Raw genomic sequence first — 20561 nt, forward strand, 5'->3', positions numbered from 1 at the left:
CCTTTGGCCGCTCATGCGGCCCTTTTTTATCAAGTGCTGGCCGGTGCCAGTGGCAGGTTGAAGCAAATCCGGGCGCCCTGCTCGCTATCCTGGACCACCAGCGTCCCGCCGTGCGCGCCGATCACCGACCTGCAGATGGCCAGGCCCATTCCCATGCCGCTGCCTTTGGTGGTGTAGAACGCATCGAAGATCTGCTCGCGCTGGTGCGCGTCAATTCCGGGCCCGTTGTCCTGGAAGCAGACCTGGACATGAGCGTCCTTCACCGCTGAGCCGATGATGATGCGTCCATTGGGCAACCCTGCTCCGGCGATGGCCTCCAGCGCATTGGTGATCAGGTTGAACACCACCTGCTGGATCTGTACCGCGTCGACCGACACCGGGCATTGCGCATCGAGCCGGGTTTCCAGGCGCACGTTGCGGTTCGCCAGGTCGGTGGCAGTCAGGCGCACGACCTCACCGATCAAGTGATCGATTTGCATCGGCAACCGTTGCAACGGCGTCTGTTTGGCGAGTGCGCGCAGCGCCTGGACAATGTCGGCGGCGCGGGCGCTGTCCGAGCGAATGTCTTCCAGCCCCTGAATCGCCTCTTCCAGATCGGGCTGATCACGCTTGAGCCAGCGCAGGCTGGCCGAGGCATTGGACACGATGCCCAGCAACGGCTGGCTGATTTCATGGGCAATCGAAGCAGAAAGCTCACCCATGACCTTGAGGTGCGAGCTACGCGCCAGCTCCGCGCGGGAACTGCGCAAGTCCGCTTCCATCTGCGCGCGTAGCTGGTTGTCCTCGACCAGCTGTTCATATAGCTTGGCGGTTTGCAGTGACACCGCGGCCTGAGAGGCGAGAATTTCCAGCATGGTCAGGCGCTGGGCGCTGAATAGCTTGGGGACCAGGCAGTTTTCCAGATAGACCAGGCCGATCAACGTGCCTTGTTTGAGCAACGGCAGGCATAACACCGACCGCACCTGGCGCTGTTGCAGATCGGCGCTGTAGGCCTCGGGACAATCGGCCCGGGCATCGTCGAGCACCAGGGTCGTGCGCGTGCGCATCGTGGCGTTGAGCACCGAGGCCGGCGCCATCTGTTCGAGCGGTTGCCCGGCGTCCAGAGCGACCCGTACATTGCCGGCTTCGACCGAAGCCGTCGCCGCCAGTTGCAGTTCGGCGCCGCTGACCATCATCAGCACGCCATTGTCGGCACCGGCCTGAATCATCAAGTGATTCATCAGGGTTTCGACCAGTCGTTCGAGCAGAACCTCCTGCGACAGTGCACGCGCCGCTTCGATCCCCACTTCAAGATCGAGGCGGACCTGGGTCACAGGCCGGATCGGCTCGAACGACGGCTCCGCACTCAGAAACGGGTGCAAGGTTTCCAATTGACGCGCCTTGCCTTCGGCGCCCCACAGGTTGTAGCAGTCGCGCGCGACACGCAGGTGGTGGCTGGCACCCGACACCAGCCCGTTGGGTAGGCAGATATCGGCCAGCTGTTCATGGGCCAGCGCCTGCTCATGGATGAAACCGGCCGCCGCCGCCGCGATCTGCGACTGATCGAAACAGCGGATAGCTACCAGTTCCTGACCGCGCAAACGGGCGATGACTCCCTCGATCAGCAGCAATTTGTTGCGGAAGGTTGTCGGATTGAGTTCGACCCACGGCAGGAACCGCTGGCGTTGCCGCTCGAGTTTTTCCAGTTTTTCCGCCACCTCGCCCGGCGCTTGCATGCTGCCCAGCGCCAGGCTGTAGAACAGGTGGTAATCGGCGAGATTGATATGCGCCGGAATGGACCAGGCCAGCGCGGCGGCTTCTTCGAAACGTCGCAATGCGTAAGGGATATCGCCGAAATAAAACGCTGACATGCCTGAATACAGCCAGGACCAGAACAGCGTCGGCTGCGACACACGGGTACGGTCGATGGGGCCGAAACGGTCATGTTCGATGCCATCCAGTTCGTCCAACGGCCGATGCAGGCGCCCGTCGCGCAGATCGGTGGCGAATGCCTGTTGCGCCAGCAGGATGCGCTCGATATCGATGTAATGAAATTGCTGCACCCACGCCAACCCATGCTCCAGTTCGTTCAACACCCCTTGCAAGGGTTCGCCCATGAACAGCAGGTCGGAACCGATGTGGTTGCAGGCGTAACAGGACATGCCCAGGTCGCCGCCGGCCTGGCCGCACTCGAATGCGGCGAACGCCTTCTGTCGAGCGTACGCCATCGGTCGGGTCCACGGGCTGACCTGATCGAGCGCCACCAACGTGCCTGTGCGCCCTGCTTCGTAGCCGTGCTTGTCGGTGAGTTCAAGCGCCACTTCGGCGAAGGCCTGCCCGTCCACATATTCGCCATAGCGCTCGGCAATCATCACGCCAAACCAGGCAAAACCGTAACCGCTGCTTGGCGTGGTGCCATGCAGCAGTGTGAGTTCGACCATTTTCGCCAAATGCAGAAAACGAATGTCGTCGTCGACGAAGAACGAAGAAATCAACGTACTGAGCAACTCCATGGCCGCTTCGACAGACGGGTCTTCGGCCTTGGGCAAATGCACCAGATCGGCGATGCGGCGTGCGCCGACAAGCTCACGAACCTGGGTAAATGCCAGGGTCAAATCGTTCTGTGAGGGCCTGCGCTGAAGGGGAATATCCAGCAAGGCCAGACCGTTCAGCGCCTCGGTGATCGCCCCCTCGTAATCGGAGTGCAGCGTGCGCAAGGTGGCCCGTAACCGATAGGTCTTCGCGCGGTCGAGCACTGTGGTGGCGTGGGTCAGGCAATCGTCGAGGCGGCGCTGGGCGCCTTCCAGATCGGCCAGGAGCATGTCGCACTCGGCAGCCAGCCATTGGGTGGCAAACGTCTGGCTGTAGAGGCTCGACCAACCTGTCTGGTCGAGCAGACTCTCGGCCGTGCGAAGATAGCCCACGGCCTGCTCGACAGCGGCGGTGTCCCGGGCGCGTTCGGCGGCTTCGACCAACAGCTCGACGAACGCGGCGCGGCGATGCGCCTCCAGTTCATCGGCGTCAATGCGCTGGACCTGACTGGCGACTTCGAACACACGCTCATGGATCTGCTCGCCCCAATGATCAAGCATGGTGCCAGCGATACGCGCATGCTCGGCGGCGCGTCCCGCTGGCGCCGCAAGCTGACAGGCCGCCTCAAGCACACGGTCATGGGGAAACACCAGTTGCTCGCGCTCACGCAGCAGAAAACCTGCATCGACCAGGCTTTGCACATCATGGGTGATCTGTTGCGGCTCACACGGCAACAGCCGATGCAGCAGTGATTCATCACAGCGCCCGCCGACGAAGCCGGCCGTGCGCAGCACTTCGCGTTCCATCGGTGACAGGCGTTCGAGTCGCAGTACCATCAAGTCCGCGACGTTGTCGGCGTAGCGATAACCGTCCACCTCCTGTTGATTCCAGACCCAGCGGCGACCCTGCACATCAAAGCGCACCAGACATTCATCGATCAATGCGCGCAACACCTGGCTGACGAATAGAGGATTGCCGGCCGTCTTGTAATGCACGACTTGCGCGAGCGCCTCAATCTCCTTGGGGTCGGCGTCCAGTTCAGCGGCGATCAGCTCCGCGACCGCGGGCACCGACAATGGCCCCAGCATGACGCTTGTACAGGGCAACGATTGCTCGCGACCCAGCACCTCCAGCACTCCCCCCTCGCGCTCGAGGGCCTGCGACTCGGCCTCGCGATACGCCAGGATCAACACCAGATGCCGGGGCCGCCGGGCGACGAAGGCCTGTAAAAACGACAGCGTCGAATCGTCCGCCCATTGCACGTCATCCACGAACAGCACCAGGGGGCGTCCCGGCTGAGCGAAGACTTCCAGTACATCGAGAAGGGTCCGGTTGGCGCGATCGAGCGCATGTCGGGCCGGCATGTTCGGCAGCTCAGGCGTGACCCCGATGACCAGCTCGGCCTCGGGCGCCAGCTCCACCAGAAGCCTGCCCCGCCCCTTAAGCCGTTCGACCAGTTGCTCGCCCAGCGTCTGCAACTCCAGAGCCGGCTTGCCCAGCAACTGGGTCATCAGCGACTTGAAGATTTCTGCCAAGGGTGCAAATGGAATTTCCTGCTGCAGCAGATTGCTCTTGCCGCTGGCCCAGTAGCCGGGGGCCAGGGGCCGGACACCCTGATGGATCAGCGTCGACTTGCCGGCGCCCGGCGCGCCACCGACCAGCAGAACCCGGGCAATGCCATCGCCGCCCACCTGATGCATCAGCTCGACCAACTGCGTACGTTCGGCCTCTCGACCAAACAGTACATCGCTGCGGGCCAAGGAAGGCAACGCATCGAAAGCGCCCAGGCGGAACGCGTCGATACGCTCATGTTCCAGCCACTGCTGTTGACACCAGGCCAGATCCGCGGCCATTGATTCGGCACTCTGGTAGCGGGCGCCCGGTTCTTTCGCCAGGCCTTTGAGCAGCACTCGGCAGATGCCTTCCGGTAGATCGGTGACATGAATCGCCGGTGATTGCGGCTGGACAGCGGCGTGCACGTGCAGCCATTGGGACGGGTCGCGGGCGGTGAGCGGCAGTCGGCCGGTCAGTGCCTGATAAAGAATTGTGGTCAGCGCATAGATATCACTGCGCGCATCAAAACTGACGGCATCGCGTCGGACCTGCTCGGGGGCCAGATAAGGCCATTGTTCCAGGCCGGGCAGTTCAACCGCGGGCGCCTCCCCGGCATGGCGGTGAAAATTCAGCAGTCTGACCGAGTCGGCAGCATCCACCACCAAGTGGTGGGGTAGCAGACTGGCATGTCGCACACCCATCTTCTGGACGCTCGCCAACGCGTTGGCCGCGGCTACGGCGATGGTCAACAAGCGCGCCAGTGGCAGCCCTGTGTCACTGATCAAATCAGTCAGCGGCACCCCAGACGCGGGATAGATCAACAAAGGCCCCTCGGCCGAGCGGATGAACGCGACAGGGGCAATCGCCAAGGCCGGATCCAGGCGCAGGTGAAAATCGCGCTCCAGCCGCTGGCATATGACAGGCCGCTGAATCGGCGCCCGGGCGGCGAGCCAGCGTGTGCCCGATGCCCGATCCCGGAGCGTGAACCAGGTCAGGTCGTTTTCCCGGCGCAGTATTGTGAAGGTGCAACGCTCCAGCCAGGCTTCATCGTGTACGACATCGAGACTGTGGGAACCGGATGCTGAGAGAGGGTTGCTGGGCATGAACAATCACCGCTGAAGATTCGTTTCGGGCAGAGCCTGGGAGTATACGCAAGGCTCTGGCCCGCGGGCTGCGCTCGAGCAATCCTGTCCGTCATTGGCACCAGAATGGCAGTTGAGGGCCCCCGTCGCCTGTGGTTTTTGCGCACTGAAATCGCCGCGTGTTATCCCTCGGGATAATTGCATTATGCGAGGCCGTCCCCTAGGGTGCGTTCTCAGTTAGTTTTCCCGTGAAAACTAACTGAGAACGCACCCTAGCGTGTAGCCCTGATGAAACGACGTTCCGGCGTCACTCCCCGTCAACGCAGTGCAGAGGAACGTATGATCCGACTCGGCCAAGCCACTATTTCCCTGGAACGGCGTGAAGCCTTTCTTGATGGACGGCCGCTGCGTGTCGGGGGCCGGGCGTTCGAAATCCTCTCGGTGCTGATGCAGGCCGATGGCCGAATCGTCAGCAAAGATGAATTGATCACACAGGTCTGGCCTGACACCGTCGTCGAGGAAAACAATCTGCAGGTGCAGATTTCCTCGCTGCGCAAGTTGCTCGGAGAAAAAGAGCTCATCCAGACGGTCCCGCGCCGAGGTTACCGATTATTGAAAGAACGTGAACCGCCCCTGCCCCTGTTCCACCCTGCGGCCCCGGGCCCCTTGGCGTCCGAGGATCCGCAGCGGATCGATCCTGACAGCGTGCCGGTGTTCATCGTGGACGATGAAGCCTCCGTGCGCACAGCGTTGAGCCGACTGCTGCGGGCCGAAGGCATCGTGCACCGGATATTCGCCTCGGCCGAAGAATTGCTCAGCGCTGACCTCGACATCGGCCCCGCTTGCTTGTTGCTGGACGTCAGCCTGCCCGAGGCGACAGGCCTGGAACTGCAATCCACACTCGGGCGGCGCGGACTTCCGTGGCCGGTTATTTTCATGACCGGTTTCGGCACCATCCCGATGTCGGTGCAGGCCATGAAAGCGGGAGCGGTCGAGTTCCTGACCAAGCCTTTCAACGACGGCCAGTTGCTGGACATCCTGCGCACCACCCGTCAGCGTGCAGCGACGGCGTTCGAGCAATGGCAACGCACTCAGAGTGCCCGTCAAAGGGCCGCCCTGTTGACCCCCCGCGAACACGAAGTGCTGCCGCTGATCGTCGCGGGTCTGTCCAACAAGCACATCGCCAACCGATTGGGCACCAGTGAAGTCACAGCCAAAGTCCACCGCAAACACATCATGGAGAAGATGCAGACGCGCTCGCTGGTCAGTCTGGTCAGCCTGTATGGCTTGATCAGCGCCGAGCCGGCGTTTGGCACGCAGGGTTCTTCATGACGATCGACACTGGCTGCACCGCCCCCGGATCATCCGGCAGCGTCATGATCATCGTCTGCATCGTGGACGACGATGCGTCCGTGCGCAAAAGCCTGGCCAACCTGCTTCGGTCGGCCGGATACCGCGCCCGGGTATTCGCCTCGGGCGAGGAATTCCTGGCCCTCGAAAACTTCAATGACATCGCCTGTCTGTTGCTGGATTTGAAAATGAACGGCCTGTCAGGGATAGACGTCATGCACGCACTGACGCTCAAGGACAGAAAATTCCCGGTGATTTGCATGTCGGCACATTGGGATGAAGCGATATTGGCTGAATCCAACCGCTATGAGCCCATCGAATGCTTGCGTAAACCGTTCAGCGGCGATGCCTTGCTGAGCGCCGTCGAGTTAGCGCTTCAATGCGAGCGTTGAACAGTCACGTGTTGGACGGCGATTGCGGCGTATCAGGATTGAGTTGCTGACGCCTGAATTGCCCTGGAGGCTGGCCGTGGATCTGGCGGAAGCGTCGCGAAAAATAAGCCTCGTCAGCGAAACCGCACAACCTCGCCACCTCCCCCACCGGCCGCGTTCCATTGAGCAGATAATTGCGCGCCGCGTGCATCCGGCGTTCGAGCACCAGTTCGGTGAAGGTCTTGCCGATTTCCTTGCGCAACCAGTGCGTCAGGTACGTCGGTGACAGGTAGGTCGCGGCAGCAACCTTGATCAGGTTGAGGTCGGGGTCAGCGATGTTCTTGCGCAAATACTCGGACATTCGGCTCAGTGCGTCGCGTCGGCTGACTTCGGCGGCATTCTCTTCGGCCAGCCGTTTGAGCGGTTCGGCATACAGGGCACAGACGCTCCCCACCAATTGCAGCAGCAGGCCCTTGAGGATCTCGCGGGTGCCGAAGTGACGGTTTTCATCGAGCACGCGCATCTGCTCGATCAAGCCACAGACTTTGCTGAAATCCTCATCGGCCAGAATGAAATCCAGATGCTCCTGAAAGCGGAACGGCGACAACTCCGGCGCCAGCAGAATCGAGACTTCCTCGAGGTCCATCGGGTCGCACTGCAAGTGCGGCAGCAGGAAGGTCTGGGAAAAATTGATCACCATGAAATTGCTGTCGGCCGGATGCGGAATCACGTGCACGCGATGCGGCAGGATGAAGGCCAGCGTATTGCGCGGAAACGGACGTTCGACGCTGCCGATGTGCTGCACGGTATCGCCACCGAGGTTGACCTGGATCTGGAAATACTCATGGCGATGCGGGCTGGTTTCGGCGAGCCGGCCCTTTTTGTCGCGAATGTAGAAGTCCGTCAATTCGCTGCGTTGCTGCATGACGTAGGTGGGTACTCGGCTCGGAGACGACATTTCCTGAGGATCCTCGACAGGTACATGGATAGGTTGTCGTCGCGCCGCGACGCAGGCGGCGACCGCGATGATTGTGAAGGCAGACACCGTTGGCTTCAACACGTCATAGGATGACAACAACATACAGAGAGTTAATTGTATCCATGTGTGATGTGTCGTCTGTCCAAAAAACTACGCGCACACAAAAATAATTAATCATTTAAAAACATAGAGTTATTAAACAGATGAGGCAGAACGGTGGAAATGAGCTGATTTGTTTTTTTTTGGACACCTGCATGAATCGCCTTTTTAAGGAGAAAAAACGATCTAACGCCTCCGTTGATTTTGAGAGGTTGTACGACCACTGTGACAGCCAATGCAGCCCGACCCGTCCAAAAACAATCAAAAGGTGCGCCCCCATGAATCCGCTTTTTCCCCTCGCGACCCCTCCCCCGAACGCCTCTGACCGAAGGCGTATCTGAGCGCCTGACAGCGGCTGTCCGCGTCTCTCGCTCACGTAGCAATTGCTCTGCCCCGGCACTGGAGGCAACGGCTTCGGCTGCGCGCAAACATCTCGATTCTGCTAACAATAAAAAGGTCTACTCATGTCGAACTCGCAAACCTCCCCGTCCACCGCGCCGTCGGTGAGCGTCGGCGCCCGGGACGCCGCACTGCCTCAGCGCCTGCCAACGCGCCGGCGCTGGTTCATGCTGTCGTTGCTGCTGATTGCGACCATCATCAACTACATCGACCGCGTGAACATCTCGATTGCCGCACCGTTCATGGCCAAGGATCTGGGCCTGGACAAGATCGAAATGGGCCTGATTTTTTCCGCGTTTGCCTGGACCTACGCACTCGCCTTGGTCCCCGCCGGGTTCATCGCCGATCGCTTCGGTTCCCGGTTCACCTACGGGGTGTCGCTGATCAGTTGGTCGACGGTCACCGTGTGCCAGGGCTTTGCCACGGGATTCGCTTCGCTGTTCGGGCTGCGCCTGGCCGTGGGTGCCATGGAAGCTCCGGCATTTCCGGCCAACAGCCGCGCGGTCACGGTGTGGTTCCCGGCCCGCGAACGGGGCATGGCCAGCAGCATCTACGTGTGCGGCCAGTATCTGGGCACCGCGCTGTTTACCGGCGTGCTGTTATGGCTGGCGACGACCTATGACTGGCGCCATGTGTTCTACAGCACCGGGATTCTAGGGATTGTATTCGGTGTGATCTGGCTGTACCTGTACCGCGATCCGCTGAGCTGCAAGAACGTCAGCCAGGAAGAACTGAAGTACATCGAAGCCGGGGGCGGACTGGTCAAGAGCAGTCAGGAACGCACCAGGTTCAACTGGCGGCAGATCGCCGAGCTGTTCAGCTATCGGCAGATCTGGGCGATTTGCATCGGCAAGTTCGCCAGTACCTCGGCGTTGTACTTTTTCCTGACCTGGTTCCCGACGTACCTGATCGAAGAACGCAAGCTGACCATGATCAAGGCCGGGATCTTCGCGGTGCTGCCGTTCGTGGGCGCAACCGTCGGCATTCTGCTGGCCGGCATCGTCTCCGACTTGCTGATCCGCCGCGGCTATTCGATGTCCTTCGCTCGCAAGTTGCCCTTGGTGGTCGGATCGATGCTGGGTATGTCGATTGTGCTGGTGAATTTCACCGACTCGAACGTGATCTGCATTGCCGTGCTGACCATTGCCTTCTTCGCCCAGGGAATCGCTTCGTCGTCGTGGGCAGCCGTATCGGAAGTCGCGCCCAAGGAGCTGATCGGCCTGACCGGCGGGATCACCAGCCTCGCCGCCAACATCGGCGGGATCGTCACCCCGATCGTGATTGGCGCCATCGTCCACGCGACGGGCTCGTTTGCCTACGCCTTCTGGTTCATTGGCGGCGTGGCGCTGATTGGCACCCTGTCCTATTCGTTGTTGCTCGGTCGCTTGTATCGCATCGAGCTCAAGGCACGCTGAGCCCGGAAAACATGTGCGCAGAAAAGCGTTTTTCTCCAACACGAGGCGGCTTTCGTCCAACTTCGCAAAACGAAGCCGCCGTAGGCTGATGCTTCCAACAGGACCACGACAAAAATGACTATGACCGAATACGTTTTCACTCCGGATTTACCCGTGACCTTGCCAGTTGCCGGCAGCCAGCAGCGTTTCCCCGTTGGCCGGGTATTTTGCGTCGGCCGCAACTACCCTTGGCCAGACACCCAGGGCCAGTCCCGCCAGCCGCCCGTGTTTTTCATGAAGCCGGCGAGCAACGTGGTGGATGCGTTGGGTGAAGTGGCGTTCCCGCCGCTGACCGAAGAGTTTGCCCACGAAATCGAATTGGTCGTCGCCATTGGTGAAGGTGGCGCCAATATTCCGCAGAGTCAGGCGCTGGCCTATGTCTGGGGCTACGCCGCCGGGCTTGACCTGACTCGTCGTGATGTCCAGCGCGCGGCCAAGAGCAATGGCTTGCCGTGGGAAGGTGCCAAGGTGTTCGACGGCGCCGCGCCGATGACCGCCATCGCGCCAGTCACTCGCGCCGGACACCCGGACGGCGATTTGTGGCTGAACGTCAACGGCGAAGAGCGCCAGCGCGACAGCCTCGACAGCCAGATCTGGTCGGTCAGTGAAATCATCAGCCGCATCTCGCAGTCGGTGGCGCTGCGGGCCGGTGACCTGATCATGACCGGCAGCCCGGCAGGCGTCGATGTGCTGCAACCCGGCGACATCATCAACGCCGGGATCGACGGCATCGGCCAACTGGAAATGCGCGTCGGTCAGCGACCTTGAACCCGGCACACGCCCTCGTGAATTGAAAAAGGAGATAACAACATGAACAGTCCTTTGAAAGTGGCCCTGGTGACCGGCGCCGGTAGCGGAATCGGCCGCGCCGTGGCGCTGGCCCTGATGGCCGACGGATTCACCCTGGTATTGGCCGGGCGCCGGCCGGAGCCGTTGCAGACATTGGTCGAATTGGCGCTCAGCGAGGGACACGAAGCCTTGGCGGTGCCCACTGATGTGCGCGATCCGGCCAGTGTCGATGCGCTGTTTGCAACCATTGCCGAGGTATACGGACGCCTCGACGTGGTGTTCAACAACGCCGGGGTCAACGCCCCCGCCGTGCCGCTGGATGAGCTGACGTTCGAGCAGTGGCGCAACGTGATCGACACCAACCTCAACGGCGTTTTCCTCTGCGCCCGTGGAGCCTTCGCACTGATGCGCCGGCAACAGCCACAGGGCGGACGCATCATCAACAACGGCTCGATCTCGGCCCATACCCCACGCCCGTTCAGCAGCGCCTACACCGCCAGCAAACACGCGGTGTTGGGACTGACCAAATCCCTGGCCCTGGACGGGCGCGAATTCAACATCGCCTGCAGCCAGATCGACATCGGCAACGCCCTCACCGAGATGTCGGTGCGCATGACCAAAGGCGTGCGCCAGGCCAACGGCACCATCGCCGTGGAGCCGATGGTGGACGTCAAGCATGTGGCCGATGCCGTGCGCTACATCGCCGGTCTGCCGCTGGAGGCGAACGTCTTGAACATGACCGTCATGGCCAGCGCCATGCCGTTTGCCGGTCGCGGTTGAACCGGCCTTTTTATTGCGCTACACGAGGTTTACATGAAGCCAGAAGTCTTGCAGCTCAGCCCGATCCTGATCCCCGAAATCAACGCGCGGCTCGATGAGCTGTTTACCGTCAGACGTTACTTCCAGCAGGCCGACAAGCCGGCTTATTTGCAGGCGCACGGCGCGAACATTCGCGGGGTGATCACCGGCGGCCATACCGGTATCAGCCAGGCACTCATGGCGCAACTGCCGAAACTGGAAGTGGTGGCGGTCAATGGCGTGGGCACCGATGCGGTCGACCTGGCTTACGCCAGGGATCGCGGAATTCGCGTGACCGCGACCATCGGTGCGCTGACCGAAGATGTCGCCGACCTGGCCATCGGCTTGTTGATTGCCGTCTGCCGGGGCCTGTGCACCAGCGATCGTTACGTGCGTTCGGGCCAGTGGCCCCATAGCCCGACGCCGTTGGCCCCGCTGCCGTTGGCGCGTCAGGTGTCCGGCATGCGCATCGGCATCGTCGGCATGGGCCGGGTCGGCCGTGCCGTGGCGACCCGGGCCGCAGCGTTCGGCTGCCCGATCAGTTACACCGATTTGCAGCCAATGAGCGATGTGAACCACACCTTCGTTGCCGATCTGAAGCAACTCGCGGCCAACAGTGACGCGCTGATTCTCGCCGCCGCTGCCGACAAGGCTGAAGCCATCATCAATGCCGAAGTGCTGCAAGCGTTGGGCACAAGTGGGTATCTGATCAACGTGGCGCGTGGCAAGCTGGTCAACGAGGTCGATCTGGTGGCAGCGCTTGCCGCCGGTGAGATCGCGGGTGCGGCGCTGGATGTGTTTGTCGATGAACCGAACGTGCCCGAGCCACTGTTTGGTAAAGAGAACGTAGTGCTACAGCCCCATCGCGCGAGTGCGACGCTGCAGACCCGCACGCGGATGGGCGAGATGGTGGTGGCGAGCCTGGTGGACAGTTTCGCCGGGAGAATACCGCAGGGTTCTGTGACTGACTGAAGGGTGGCTACCGAGGGGACCTTGCGTCCCCTCGACGGCTCGATATCAGGTGAACAGATCGACGCCCAACTGGAAGGCGACCCACAGCGCGAGGCCTGTCGCAAACAGCAGCGCGACGTTTTCAAACAGGCTGTTGCGATACTTCTTGTCCAGCAGCGATTTCTGGTTGGACATGATCAGCGGGCCCAGGGAAATGACCGGCATGCCAATGATGTTCAGCGCGCTGACACCGATGGTCAGGGTCACGAAATCCGGCATGCCTGGCAACGACCAGACCAACGGCGTCACAAGGCATCGGTAATCAGCATCGGGACGCGGTGGTCTTGCCTGAAATACTGGCAAACAGCGTCGCGAATACGCCGATGAAGAATACGTACCAACCGATCGGGCCGAAGAAAATTTACAGTGCCTTGCCCAGGTCGCCCAAGGTCTTGAGGAGAGCGCCCTTGGGTAACCAGTATGCGAATAACTCAAGGTTATTCGTTCCTTGAATTGCCGTTGCGACCACAATTGCGGCAGCTGTCACAGCGTTCGCTGGGCGTTAAACAGGCCAAGTGAAGACCTGCCACCTTACCTGTACTTGTGACTCACGTCGTTTGAATAGGTCATAGCGATTACAGCAGGCATCCCCGATGCTTTCGCGTACATCTGTCACGAGCTTGTCCTGCTGAACTGCGGCCACTGCTTCCCAATCGTCTAACGGCAGTATTTCGGTCAGCGGCAACAGCCTTGGCGGTTTTCCAGCATCAATAGGATCACTGACTACATCGGGGGCGGACACAGCACTTGGACTGACAAATGAATCAGCATGCCGCATGCTCGGTAGGGACTGCACTCCTTTGGCAAAATCCTCCCATCAAGCAGGACGGACATTGTCAGCCGAACGCTGCTCCCATGGCGGACAAGGTGACCATGCCTCTACAAGCTTATCGATGAAGAGGCGTACCTTGGGAGACAGGTGTCGCTTGCTCGGGTAGATCACACGGATAGGCTCTGCTGCCTCGACATACTCTGCAAGCAGTTGAACGAGCTTGCCGCTGCGTAGCTCATCGTTAACCACGTAGGACGGAAGCGTCGCAATTCCCAAGCCTGCGATAGTTGCTTGATGCAACGCTTCTGCGCTGTCCATCTGCAGCCGCCCAGCATGAGTGACCGAAACAGGCTGACCTTTCACACGGAAATTCCAGGGAAGCAATCTCCCCCCGCTCACGAAATGCAGGCACTCGTGCGCGGACAGATCTTCGGGTGTTTGAGGCTTTGGATGCTCAGCCAGATACTTGGGCGAAACACAGGTGATCATTTGCTGATAAGCCACCGTGCGCGTGAGCAATCGAGAGTCCTCCTTGGGAGGGCCAATGCGCATGGCTAAGTCGAACCCCTCATCGATCAGGTCTACCAGCCTGTCCGAAAACGTGACGTCGATGCTGAGCGAGGGCCAATCTTTCAAACAGCATTCGATGTGATGAAGAACGTGAAGCCTGCCCAAGGCAACTGGCAGGCTCATCCGCAATCTCCCACTAGGTGTCGAACGACGAAACGCGAGCGCGTCCTCAACATCGTCGAGATCCTGTAAGACCCCAACACATCGCTCATATAGAACCTGACCGTCATCCGTCATGCTCAGGCTGCGGGTTGTGCGGTTGAGTAAACGCACCCGCAATCGGGTCTCTAGCCTGACAATCGACTTACCCACTGCCGAACGGGTAAGACCGAGTTGCTTGGCCGCTGCAGTGAAGCTTCCAGAATTTACTGAACTTACGAAAGCGGCGATGTCGTTCAGGTTATGAATTTCCATACGACCTCAGCTTCTCACGATGGTGGGGCGCCTTTGCACCCGTTATAGGGAACCAAATTCCCTAATAATAAGAATAATATCTCAATTAGACACTCCCTTGCCCACCGATCTATTGAGGTCAATATGAATACCGAAGTACAAACAGCCGTTCAAACCTGGGCCAACAGCCTGAGCGATTTGGTACCTGTTCTTAAGGGAATCGATACCAACACGAAAATGAGCGATATCCGCGATTCCTATGCAAAAATGCTTGCGCAGAATCCGGCGCCTGCTGGGGTCAAGTTTGAAGGCGTGGACATGGGCGGTGTCCCTGGCACGCTGGTAACTCCGGATGAGGTCAAGACCGACGCAGTCTTAATGTACATCCACGGTGGGGCGTACATAGTTGGTCGTCCTGACGGCTACCATGGCATTGGCGGCAACTACGCAAAAATGCTTGGAGCCCGGGTGTACATGCCTGACTACCGCCTTGCTCCAGAGCATAAGTTTCCAGCATCCATCGACGACACTTTGCGCGCATATGAGTGGTTGCTTGAACAAAAAATCCCGGCAAACAAGATTGCATTTTCAGGCGAGTCAGCTGGCGGCGCGATGGTTGTAAGCGTCATGGTGGCGGCAAAATCCAAAGGGCTTCCATTGCCTGCGGTCGGTTCCTCCATCTCGCCTTGGGCAAACCTTGAACACACAGGCGCCTCCATGAGCAACCGTGAAGGCCTCGATCCGCTGAACTCCAAGCCTGTTCTGGATATCCTTGCCAGAGCGTTCCTGGGCGACACGCTGGCCAACCACCCTTTGGCTTCTCCTGTTTTTGCGGACGTCACTGGACTCCCACCAATGCTGGTACAGATTGGCGAGAACGAGCTGATGCTAAGTGACGCTATGCGCCTTGCAAACCACTTGGCGGACAACCGTGTCCGAGTCAATCTGGAAGTGTGGCCTGCAATGTTCCACGCCTGGCACTTCTACTCCTGCATGCTGCCAGAAGGTCAGCAGGCGATGGAGAGCTCAGTACGCTTCATTGAGGCTGGTCTGGTCGACGCCTACCGCTGAGTCGAATGTCAGAGCGCGACAGCTTTCCCGGTTGTCGCGCTTCTGCCCCATAGGGCCGCCATCACTGGACAAATGGCTAACAGACGCTGATCGCCGCCGGAGGGTCCTCGCACATCAAACCCACCGAAACACAGGTAAGATCCGAGTTGCCACGTTTTCGTCCCGAGAAGGTACGCGCCTTTGTCGAGCTATTGGAAGTTAGAGGGCAACAACGTCTGTGTAATGCTAAATAACGTTTGGCCGATTAATCACGCGGTACTCCGCACTGCGAACGCTTCCACTAACACCATCACGCTCTACTCTGGTTCGATTTTCAAGTCACCTTCCAAGGATTCTGACGCCATTTGTTCTGGAAGAACTCGATAAATACCCGAATGCGTGGACTCAGGTGTTTTCGATCTGAATACAACAAATAGATAGGTTCAATAACCCCTGACTTGAACTCCTCCAGCAGAGCCACCAGCGTTCCGGCTTTTACATCGAGTCCAATGTGGAAATCGGCAAGTTTTACGACCCCGGCCCCCGACAGGGCCATGTCTCGCAGTAGATCACCTTGAGTAAAAGACGCACTGGCTGTAACGGGGACCGAGACACCCTCACCGTCTTGAAGAAACGACCACTTGTTCCAAGGGCTCACAAAGCTGAAGTTAAAGCATCGGTGGTCCAACAGATCTGCCGGTTTAGCCGGAATACCATGCTCGGACAGGTACTGCGGCGACGCACAGATCAGCCATTCACACTCACCTATTCGCTTGGCTATACGCGAAGAGCTGGGCAGCACTCCGCTGTGGATGGCGATATCGAGCCCCTGCTCGAAATGGTCAACGAATTGCGCGCCCAACTGAATCTCAACATCCAGTGATGGATACAAATCCAGAAACTCAGGAAGCCAAGGCACTATTTGGTGCTTGGCAAAAGAGGTCATGGTGTGAATACGAAGGGTTCCACTGACTCTCGAGGGTAAAGCTTCTGCCAGGGAGTCAGCCTCGTTCATGGCCTCAACGACTGCCTTGGCACTACGCAGGTAAGCGGTGCCCTCCTCGGTCAGCGTCAGAATGCGTGACCCTCTCTGGAAAAGCCGAACTTGCAGTCGGTCCTCCAATCGAGTGATCAATTTACTGACTGCCGATGGCGTGATGTTATGAGCGCGAGCAGCAGCCGAAAAGCTTCCACACTCGGTAGACCAGATAAAGGCGAGTAGCTGTGAGTAATTGTCCATGCCCTATCCTAACGTAAATTGTTCAGACTCATGCTCCCTGAGCGACCATAAGAAAAAACGCGCCGAAGCGCGTTTTTTTATGGTCCGAGTTACCGGATGAACTGCTCAATGTAGTCGTCTGGCAAACCCAGCGTTTTATAGTGAGCGCGGGCGGATTCGAGCTTGGTAAAAACGTCTTCATAGCCCACTGCAACACCCTGAGGATCGACGTAAGTGTAGCCACCTTGAACGTGGAACCAGGTGATCATTTCTTCGACATCTTCAGGCACGAACAGAGTGTGCGTTTCACCTGGTGGCTCATACGCAAAAGAGCCCTCTTCGGCTACCCAATCGTGTTCGAGGTAATACCAGCGCCCCTTCAGAACGATCGCATGCACGCCGCCGGTGTGCCGGTGACGAGAAAGGACGCCGGCCTGACGCACACGCAGAAGGTTGATGTAGTACCCGCCACTGGTGTTGAGCAGAAGAGGCTTGAATGAAACAGATTTGGTGACGGGAACCCACAACTCGTCATCTTCCAGCCATTGGGTCATTACACCCGGGTGAACCATGTCTGGCGTCATGTAGGGAACTTGGGGCAACTGATACGGAATCGCGAGTTCATCAGGTTTGACAGGAGTATTCATTACTGGACCTCTCAGTTTTTATTAACGAATTCACAGCACGATGATTGCGCTCTGATTTCCGCTGACTGAAAGGTTATGGCAGTGATCCCTCGATGAAAATAGCTACAATTTCAAACCACCTGTGACGCACAGTCATAGGCGGCGCGAGTCTTCCGTCGGGCATTTAGCCGGCGGAATCAGGACTTCACAGGGGCGGTGCTTTGCCTTACTACAAGGTCAATTTGAACGCGCTCACGCCTGGCAACCGGGCGGCCTTCGATCATCGCAATTATGTTATTAGCGCTACTGATGCCAATGTCGGTTGAGGGCACACAAACAGTCGTGAGCGCTGGTACTGAGACCGCCGCGAAGTCGATGTCATCAAAACCGGTAATGGACAACTCTGTGGGCACATGGATGCCTTGTAAGCGCGCTTCTGCAATGGCCCCCATGCAGGTTACGTCCGTACTACAGACAATTGCAGTTGGCCTTGGCGTCAGCTCCATCGCCATCCTGAGCCCCGCCCGGCCGCCTTCCAGCGTAAACGGCTGCTGAATGATCTGCGTGGGCGCCAGCTCAATCCCCGCCTCCTTCAATGTCTCTGCAACCCCCTTGAGCCGGTATTTAGCCCGTTCGTTGTAGGCGACTACTCCACTGATCATTGCAATATTCTTGTGACCCAGATCCACAAGATGTCTAGCCACCATGCGTCCCCCTTCTTCGTTGCTGAAACCAACGCAATGGTGAGGGTGAGAACCGTCCAATGACCACATCAGGATGAAGGGGCAATGCGAGGCATCAAGCGCGTCATACACTGCTGGACTATGTTCCGTCCCCACTAGCAACAACCCTTCGATACCCCGCTCAATCATGTTGCGCACATTGATCAGCTCGCGCTCCTGATCATACTCATGGGACGAAATGATCAGGTGGTAACCCAACTCATTCAGACGCTGCTGGAGGGCCTGAACCGCTTCGGCGAATACGGGGTTGTTGAACGTGGGAAAGATCGCACCGATGCTGTGGGTCCGGCGCGAAGCGAGCGCCCTCGCTGCTCCATCCCGGACATAGCCGAGCTTGAGGACCGCCGCCGCAACTTTTTCGAGTGTCGCAGGTTTTACCAAGTGGGGAGTTGAGAGCGCCCGGGATGCACTGCCGATGGATACACCCGCCAATTCGGCAACGTCTTTAAGTTTGGGCTTTTCATTTTTTTTCATTAGAAAGTCAGCATTCCTGGAACGACGCGGTGACCGACGATCGCCGCCAATCAGCGTCCAAGCCTCGGTTTTTCGAGGTAGGAGCGATCATCATGCTAACAATTTTTTAAATCGGAAGGGATGATTCGAGCGCACAAAAAAGAGGGGACCCGAAGACCCCCTAAAGCGTCGATTCTATTTGATAACGATCGGGTTGACCGGCGCCCCGGTGCCACCAACCACCTTCAAAGGCGCTGCGGTATAAAGGAACGTCCATTGATTGTCCTCGGCACAATCCGCCGCCAGAGGATCCAGTTGCGCTATCTCGGTCAACGTGACGCCCAGGTTACGCATCAGGGCATTGTGAAGCGGCAATGCCACACCCGAGACGGGATCAACTGTCACTTCGTTGGCAATGGTGTCGGTGACGAGGTTGGGAATTTCCATCTCGTGAAACCAACTGACCAACTCCGGGCTGTAAGTGAGACCCGGCTCGATGAAATCTTTATAAAACTCTTCTGGGTCTCGGTAGTAAAAAGAGCCGATCCAGCCAGTTCTGATGATCAGGATGTCACGCTTGTGAATCGTCACACCTTGAGCTTGCGCGGCCTTCATCAAGTCCACATGATTAAACGTCTCGCCAGGGTCAAGAACGTCCTTGCCGCGATACCGCGCGATGTCGATCAGAATGCCTCGCCCGACCACGCCTCGCTCGCCGATCGGTGCGACGCTGGCCTTGGCCAATGAACCGATCGTGGTATCGGCGTCATAACCGTTCCAGATTTGATCGTCATACCAAACGTGACCCAAGGCATCGTATTGAGTCGACCCCTGAAGATGGAAAAACATCACGTCATCGGCATACTCATAAGAGCCCGGAAAGTGCGGGCCCTTGCCGCAGTTGTAATGGCCCCTGTCCATGATATTCATCCGCTTGGCCTGCGAGCGCCCAGGCCAGATCGGGTCGCCTTTGGGGTCGGCCATTCGGACCTGCAATGTGAAGGTCTTGCCTTGCTTGACCTCGGCAATGCCCTTGAGTACTTCAACGCCAGTCAAATAGTTGAGAGCGCCTACCTCGTCGTCCGGGCCCCATTTGCCCCAGTTTTTAGGAGAGTCTTTCAGCAGTTCGTGAATATGAGGCACAGTTTTTTCGTTCATTTTTTTGATCTCATTTTTTATATTTTTAAGGCAGCACGGTGGCAGTCGATTAACGCCCAATCACAGGGCGGATGACGTCACGTTTGTCAGCCGCGAGCCGATGTTGTCAGCCGCTGCCAACCCAATAACGAGGCGCTCGTAATTCAAGGGTGGATTCATGTTTTTGGCGTAGGCAGCCGATAAAGTGGCTTCCACCATGGTGTTGATTTGCGCCGTAGTGAACGGGGTGTTCTGACCCAGCTCAGCGAATGTGACGGGCAGCTTCACGTCATGCAGCAGGCGGGCAACCTTATCGATCTCCTCCACGGGACGCCCCTCTACAGCCATCTGCACCAACGTGCCGAAAGCTACCAACTCACCGTGCAGCATCGATGCCATCGCAGGTATGGCCGTCAGCCCTCGTACCAATGCATGGGACAGAGACAGTCCACCACTTTCAAAACCCACACCACTGATCAAGACAGTGCCCTCGATTACCCGCTCAACGTCGTCATTAACCTCTTTACGACAAACAGCCTGGTAAGCCGAAACGCCATACTGCATCAGCGTGTCGAAAACCATATTGGTCAGCATCAACGCGGTATGCAGCGCCGGTGTTCCGAAGGAATTATTGCCGCCCGCGGAGTAGCACTGATGCGCTTCGAATTTTTTACTAATGGCATCGCCAATGCCCGCAGCAAAAAACCGCGCCGGTGCCTGAGCGATGACGTGGGTATCAACAATGACCGCAGAAGGGTTCATCTTCAGGAACTCCACTCCTACCACTTTATGATCGTCATCGTAGAGAACGATCAGTCGACTGGTGGGTGCATCACTCGACGCAATGGTCGGGCAAACGATGATAGGGACGTTGAGATTGACCGCCAGTCCCTTCGCCGTATCAATTGTCTTGCCTCCACCCAGCGCGATGATTGTGTCTGGCGAGTGAATCAAGGCTCGTTCCGACAACCGGGCAATGGCCGCGTGCGTGCATTCTCCTGGAAACTCGATGTGCAGAGGCTCGAAGCCATGCGCTTGCAAGGCGGTGCCAACCTCCGGCCACAGATGCCTGGCGACAAACTCATCGCAGAGTACCAGCGGACGCGATCGCCCCATGTCGGTCAGTATCCTGCCCAGCTGTTTCAAAGCTCCAGGCCCCTGCTCGTACCGTCCCGGGAAACCCATCGTTTTAACCATGGCC

Annotated in this window: 15 protein-coding genes and 1 pseudogene; 7 read left to right on the forward strand and 9 right to left on the reverse strand. The window is 58.5% G+C overall.

Going from position 1 to position 20561, the window contains the following annotated elements; translation table 11 throughout:
- Positions 1-29: 29 nt before the first annotated feature.
- Complete coding sequence (locus AC1D19_RS20325) at positions 30-5081, reverse strand: trifunctional serine/threonine-protein kinase/ATP-binding protein/sensor histidine kinase (RefSeq protein ID WP_477764418.1); 5052 nt, start codon at positions 5079-5081, stop codon at positions 30-32.
- Between the two features lie 405 nt (positions 5082-5486).
- On the opposite strand from AC1D19_RS20325, the gene AC1D19_RS20330 reads away from it, so the two are divergent.
- A complete protein-coding gene (locus AC1D19_RS20330; RefSeq protein ID WP_477764331.1) occupies positions 5487-6479 on the forward strand; it encodes a response regulator in 993 nt (330 codons plus the stop codon).
- Positions 6480-6523: 44 nt separating this feature from the next.
- Positions 6524-6889, forward strand: a complete 366-nt coding sequence (locus tag AC1D19_RS20335; RefSeq protein ID WP_477764419.1) for a response regulator transcription factor — start codon at positions 6524-6526, stop codon at positions 6887-6889.
- A 4-nt stretch (positions 6890-6893) separates the two neighbouring features.
- On the opposite strand, the gene AC1D19_RS20340 is transcribed toward AC1D19_RS20335, so the two are convergent.
- Positions 6894-7826 (reverse strand): helix-turn-helix transcriptional regulator, encoded by a 933-nt coding sequence (locus AC1D19_RS20340; RefSeq protein ID WP_477764332.1) that lies wholly within the window; start codon positions 7824-7826, stop codon positions 6894-6896.
- A gap of 584 nt (positions 7827-8410) precedes the next feature.
- Between AC1D19_RS20340 and AC1D19_RS20345 the strand changes: the two genes are divergently transcribed.
- From AC1D19_RS20345 to AC1D19_RS20360, 4 genes are all read left to right on the forward strand, one after another.
- Positions 8411-9760 carry an MFS transporter gene (locus AC1D19_RS20345; RefSeq protein ID WP_477764333.1) on the forward strand — a complete coding sequence of 450 codons (1350 nt, stop codon included), beginning with the start codon at positions 8411-8413 and terminating at the stop codon, positions 9758-9760.
- A 114-nt stretch (positions 9761-9874) separates the two neighbouring features.
- On the forward strand, positions 9875-10567 hold the full coding sequence (locus tag AC1D19_RS20350) for a fumarylacetoacetate hydrolase family protein (protein ID WP_477764334.1): 693 nt from the start codon (positions 9875-9877) through the stop codon (positions 10565-10567).
- A gap of 42 nt (positions 10568-10609) precedes the next feature.
- Complete coding sequence (locus AC1D19_RS20355; protein WP_477764335.1) at positions 10610-11368, forward strand: SDR family oxidoreductase; 759 nt, start codon at positions 10610-10612, stop codon at positions 11366-11368.
- 33 nt (positions 11369-11401) lie between these two features.
- Positions 11402-12358: a 2-hydroxyacid dehydrogenase gene (locus tag AC1D19_RS20360; RefSeq protein ID WP_477764336.1), complete on the forward strand. Its 957-nt coding sequence runs from the start codon at positions 11402-11404 to the stop codon at positions 12356-12358.
- Between the two features lie 45 nt (positions 12359-12403).
- Here AC1D19_RS20360 and AC1D19_RS20365 read toward each other — a convergent pair.
- Positions 12404-12809: pseudogene (locus AC1D19_RS20365) on the reverse strand (Nramp family divalent metal transporter); the annotation flags it as partial.
- 405 nt (positions 12810-13214) lie between these two features.
- On the reverse strand, positions 13215-14153 hold the full coding sequence (locus AC1D19_RS20370; RefSeq protein WP_353740797.1) for a LysR family transcriptional regulator: 939 nt from the start codon (positions 14151-14153) through the stop codon (positions 13215-13217).
- Positions 14154-14276: 123 nt separating this feature from the next.
- On the opposite strand from AC1D19_RS20370, the gene AC1D19_RS20375 reads away from it, so the two are divergent.
- On the forward strand, positions 14277-15203 hold the full coding sequence (locus tag AC1D19_RS20375) for an alpha/beta hydrolase (protein ID WP_477764337.1): 927 nt from the start codon (positions 14277-14279) through the stop codon (positions 15201-15203).
- Between the two features lie 313 nt (positions 15204-15516).
- Here the strand turns inward: AC1D19_RS20375 and AC1D19_RS20380 are convergent, their stop codons facing one another.
- The 5 genes from AC1D19_RS20380 to AC1D19_RS20400 form a co-directional block, all read right to left on the reverse strand.
- Positions 15517-16422 (reverse strand): LysR family transcriptional regulator, encoded by a 906-nt coding sequence (locus tag AC1D19_RS20380; RefSeq protein WP_477764338.1) that lies wholly within the window; start codon positions 16420-16422, stop codon positions 15517-15519.
- An 89-nt stretch (positions 16423-16511) separates the two neighbouring features.
- Positions 16512-17048 carry a 2,4'-dihydroxyacetophenone dioxygenase family protein gene (locus AC1D19_RS20385; RefSeq protein WP_110749246.1) on the reverse strand — a complete coding sequence of 179 codons (537 nt, stop codon included), beginning with the start codon at positions 17046-17048 and terminating at the stop codon, positions 16512-16514.
- A gap of 176 nt (positions 17049-17224) precedes the next feature.
- Entirely contained in the window at positions 17225-18244 is a 1020-nt protein-coding gene (locus AC1D19_RS20390; RefSeq protein ID WP_477764339.1) for a LacI family DNA-binding transcriptional regulator, read from the reverse strand.
- A gap of 174 nt (positions 18245-18418) precedes the next feature.
- A complete protein-coding gene (locus tag AC1D19_RS20395; protein WP_477764340.1) occupies positions 18419-19381 on the reverse strand; it encodes a cyclase family protein in 963 nt (320 codons plus the stop codon).
- 60 nt (positions 19382-19441) lie between these two features.
- The gene (locus tag AC1D19_RS20400; RefSeq protein ID WP_477764341.1) at positions 19442-20557 is read right to left on the reverse strand and encodes a glycerol dehydrogenase; all 1116 of its coding nucleotides are present in this window, start codon (positions 20555-20557) and stop codon (positions 19442-19444) included.
- Positions 20558-20561 lie beyond the last annotated feature (4 nt).

This window comes from Pseudomonas sp. P1_C12 (assembly GCF_056406435.1).

Coding starts and splice junctions, on each gene's coding strand:
- AC1D19_RS20395 (WP_477764340.1), bottom strand. CDS start 19,381: ATGAACGAAAAAACTGTGCCTCATATTCACGAACTGCTGAAAGACTCT.
- AC1D19_RS20370 (WP_353740797.1), bottom strand. CDS start 14,153: ATGGAAATTCATAACCTGAACGACATCGCCGCTTTCGTAAGTTCAGTA.
- AC1D19_RS20330 (WP_477764331.1), top strand. CDS start 5,487: ATGATCCGACTCGGCCAAGCCACTATTTCCCTGGAACGGCGTGAAGCC.
- AC1D19_RS20390 (WP_477764339.1), bottom strand. CDS start 18,244: ATGAAAAAAAATGAAAAGCCCAAACTTAAAGACGTTGCCGAATTGGCG.
- AC1D19_RS20355 (WP_477764335.1), top strand. CDS start 10,610: ATGAACAGTCCTTTGAAAGTGGCCCTGGTGACCGGCGCCGGTAGCGGA.
- AC1D19_RS20345 (WP_477764333.1), top strand. CDS start 8,411: ATGTCGAACTCGCAAACCTCCCCGTCCACCGCGCCGTCGGTGAGCGTC.
- AC1D19_RS20400 (WP_477764341.1), bottom strand. CDS start 20,557: ATGGTTAAAACGATGGGTTTCCCGGGACGGTACGAGCAGGGGCCTGGA.
- AC1D19_RS20335 (WP_477764419.1), top strand. CDS start 6,524: ATGATCATCGTCTGCATCGTGGACGACGATGCGTCCGTGCGCAAAAGC.
- AC1D19_RS20375 (WP_477764337.1), top strand. CDS start 14,277: ATGAATACCGAAGTACAAACAGCCGTTCAAACCTGGGCCAACAGCCTG.
- AC1D19_RS20385 (WP_110749246.1), bottom strand. CDS start 17,048: ATGAATACTCCTGTCAAACCTGATGAACTCGCGATTCCGTATCAGTTG.
- AC1D19_RS20360 (WP_477764336.1), top strand. CDS start 11,402: ATGAAGCCAGAAGTCTTGCAGCTCAGCCCGATCCTGATCCCCGAAATC.
- AC1D19_RS20340 (WP_477764332.1), bottom strand. CDS start 7,826: ATGTCGTCTCCGAGCCGAGTACCCACCTACGTCATGCAGCAACGCAGC.
- AC1D19_RS20380 (WP_477764338.1), bottom strand. CDS start 16,422: ATGGACAATTACTCACAGCTACTCGCCTTTATCTGGTCTACCGAGTGT.
- AC1D19_RS20350 (WP_477764334.1), top strand. CDS start 9,875: ATGACTATGACCGAATACGTTTTCACTCCGGATTTACCCGTGACCTTG.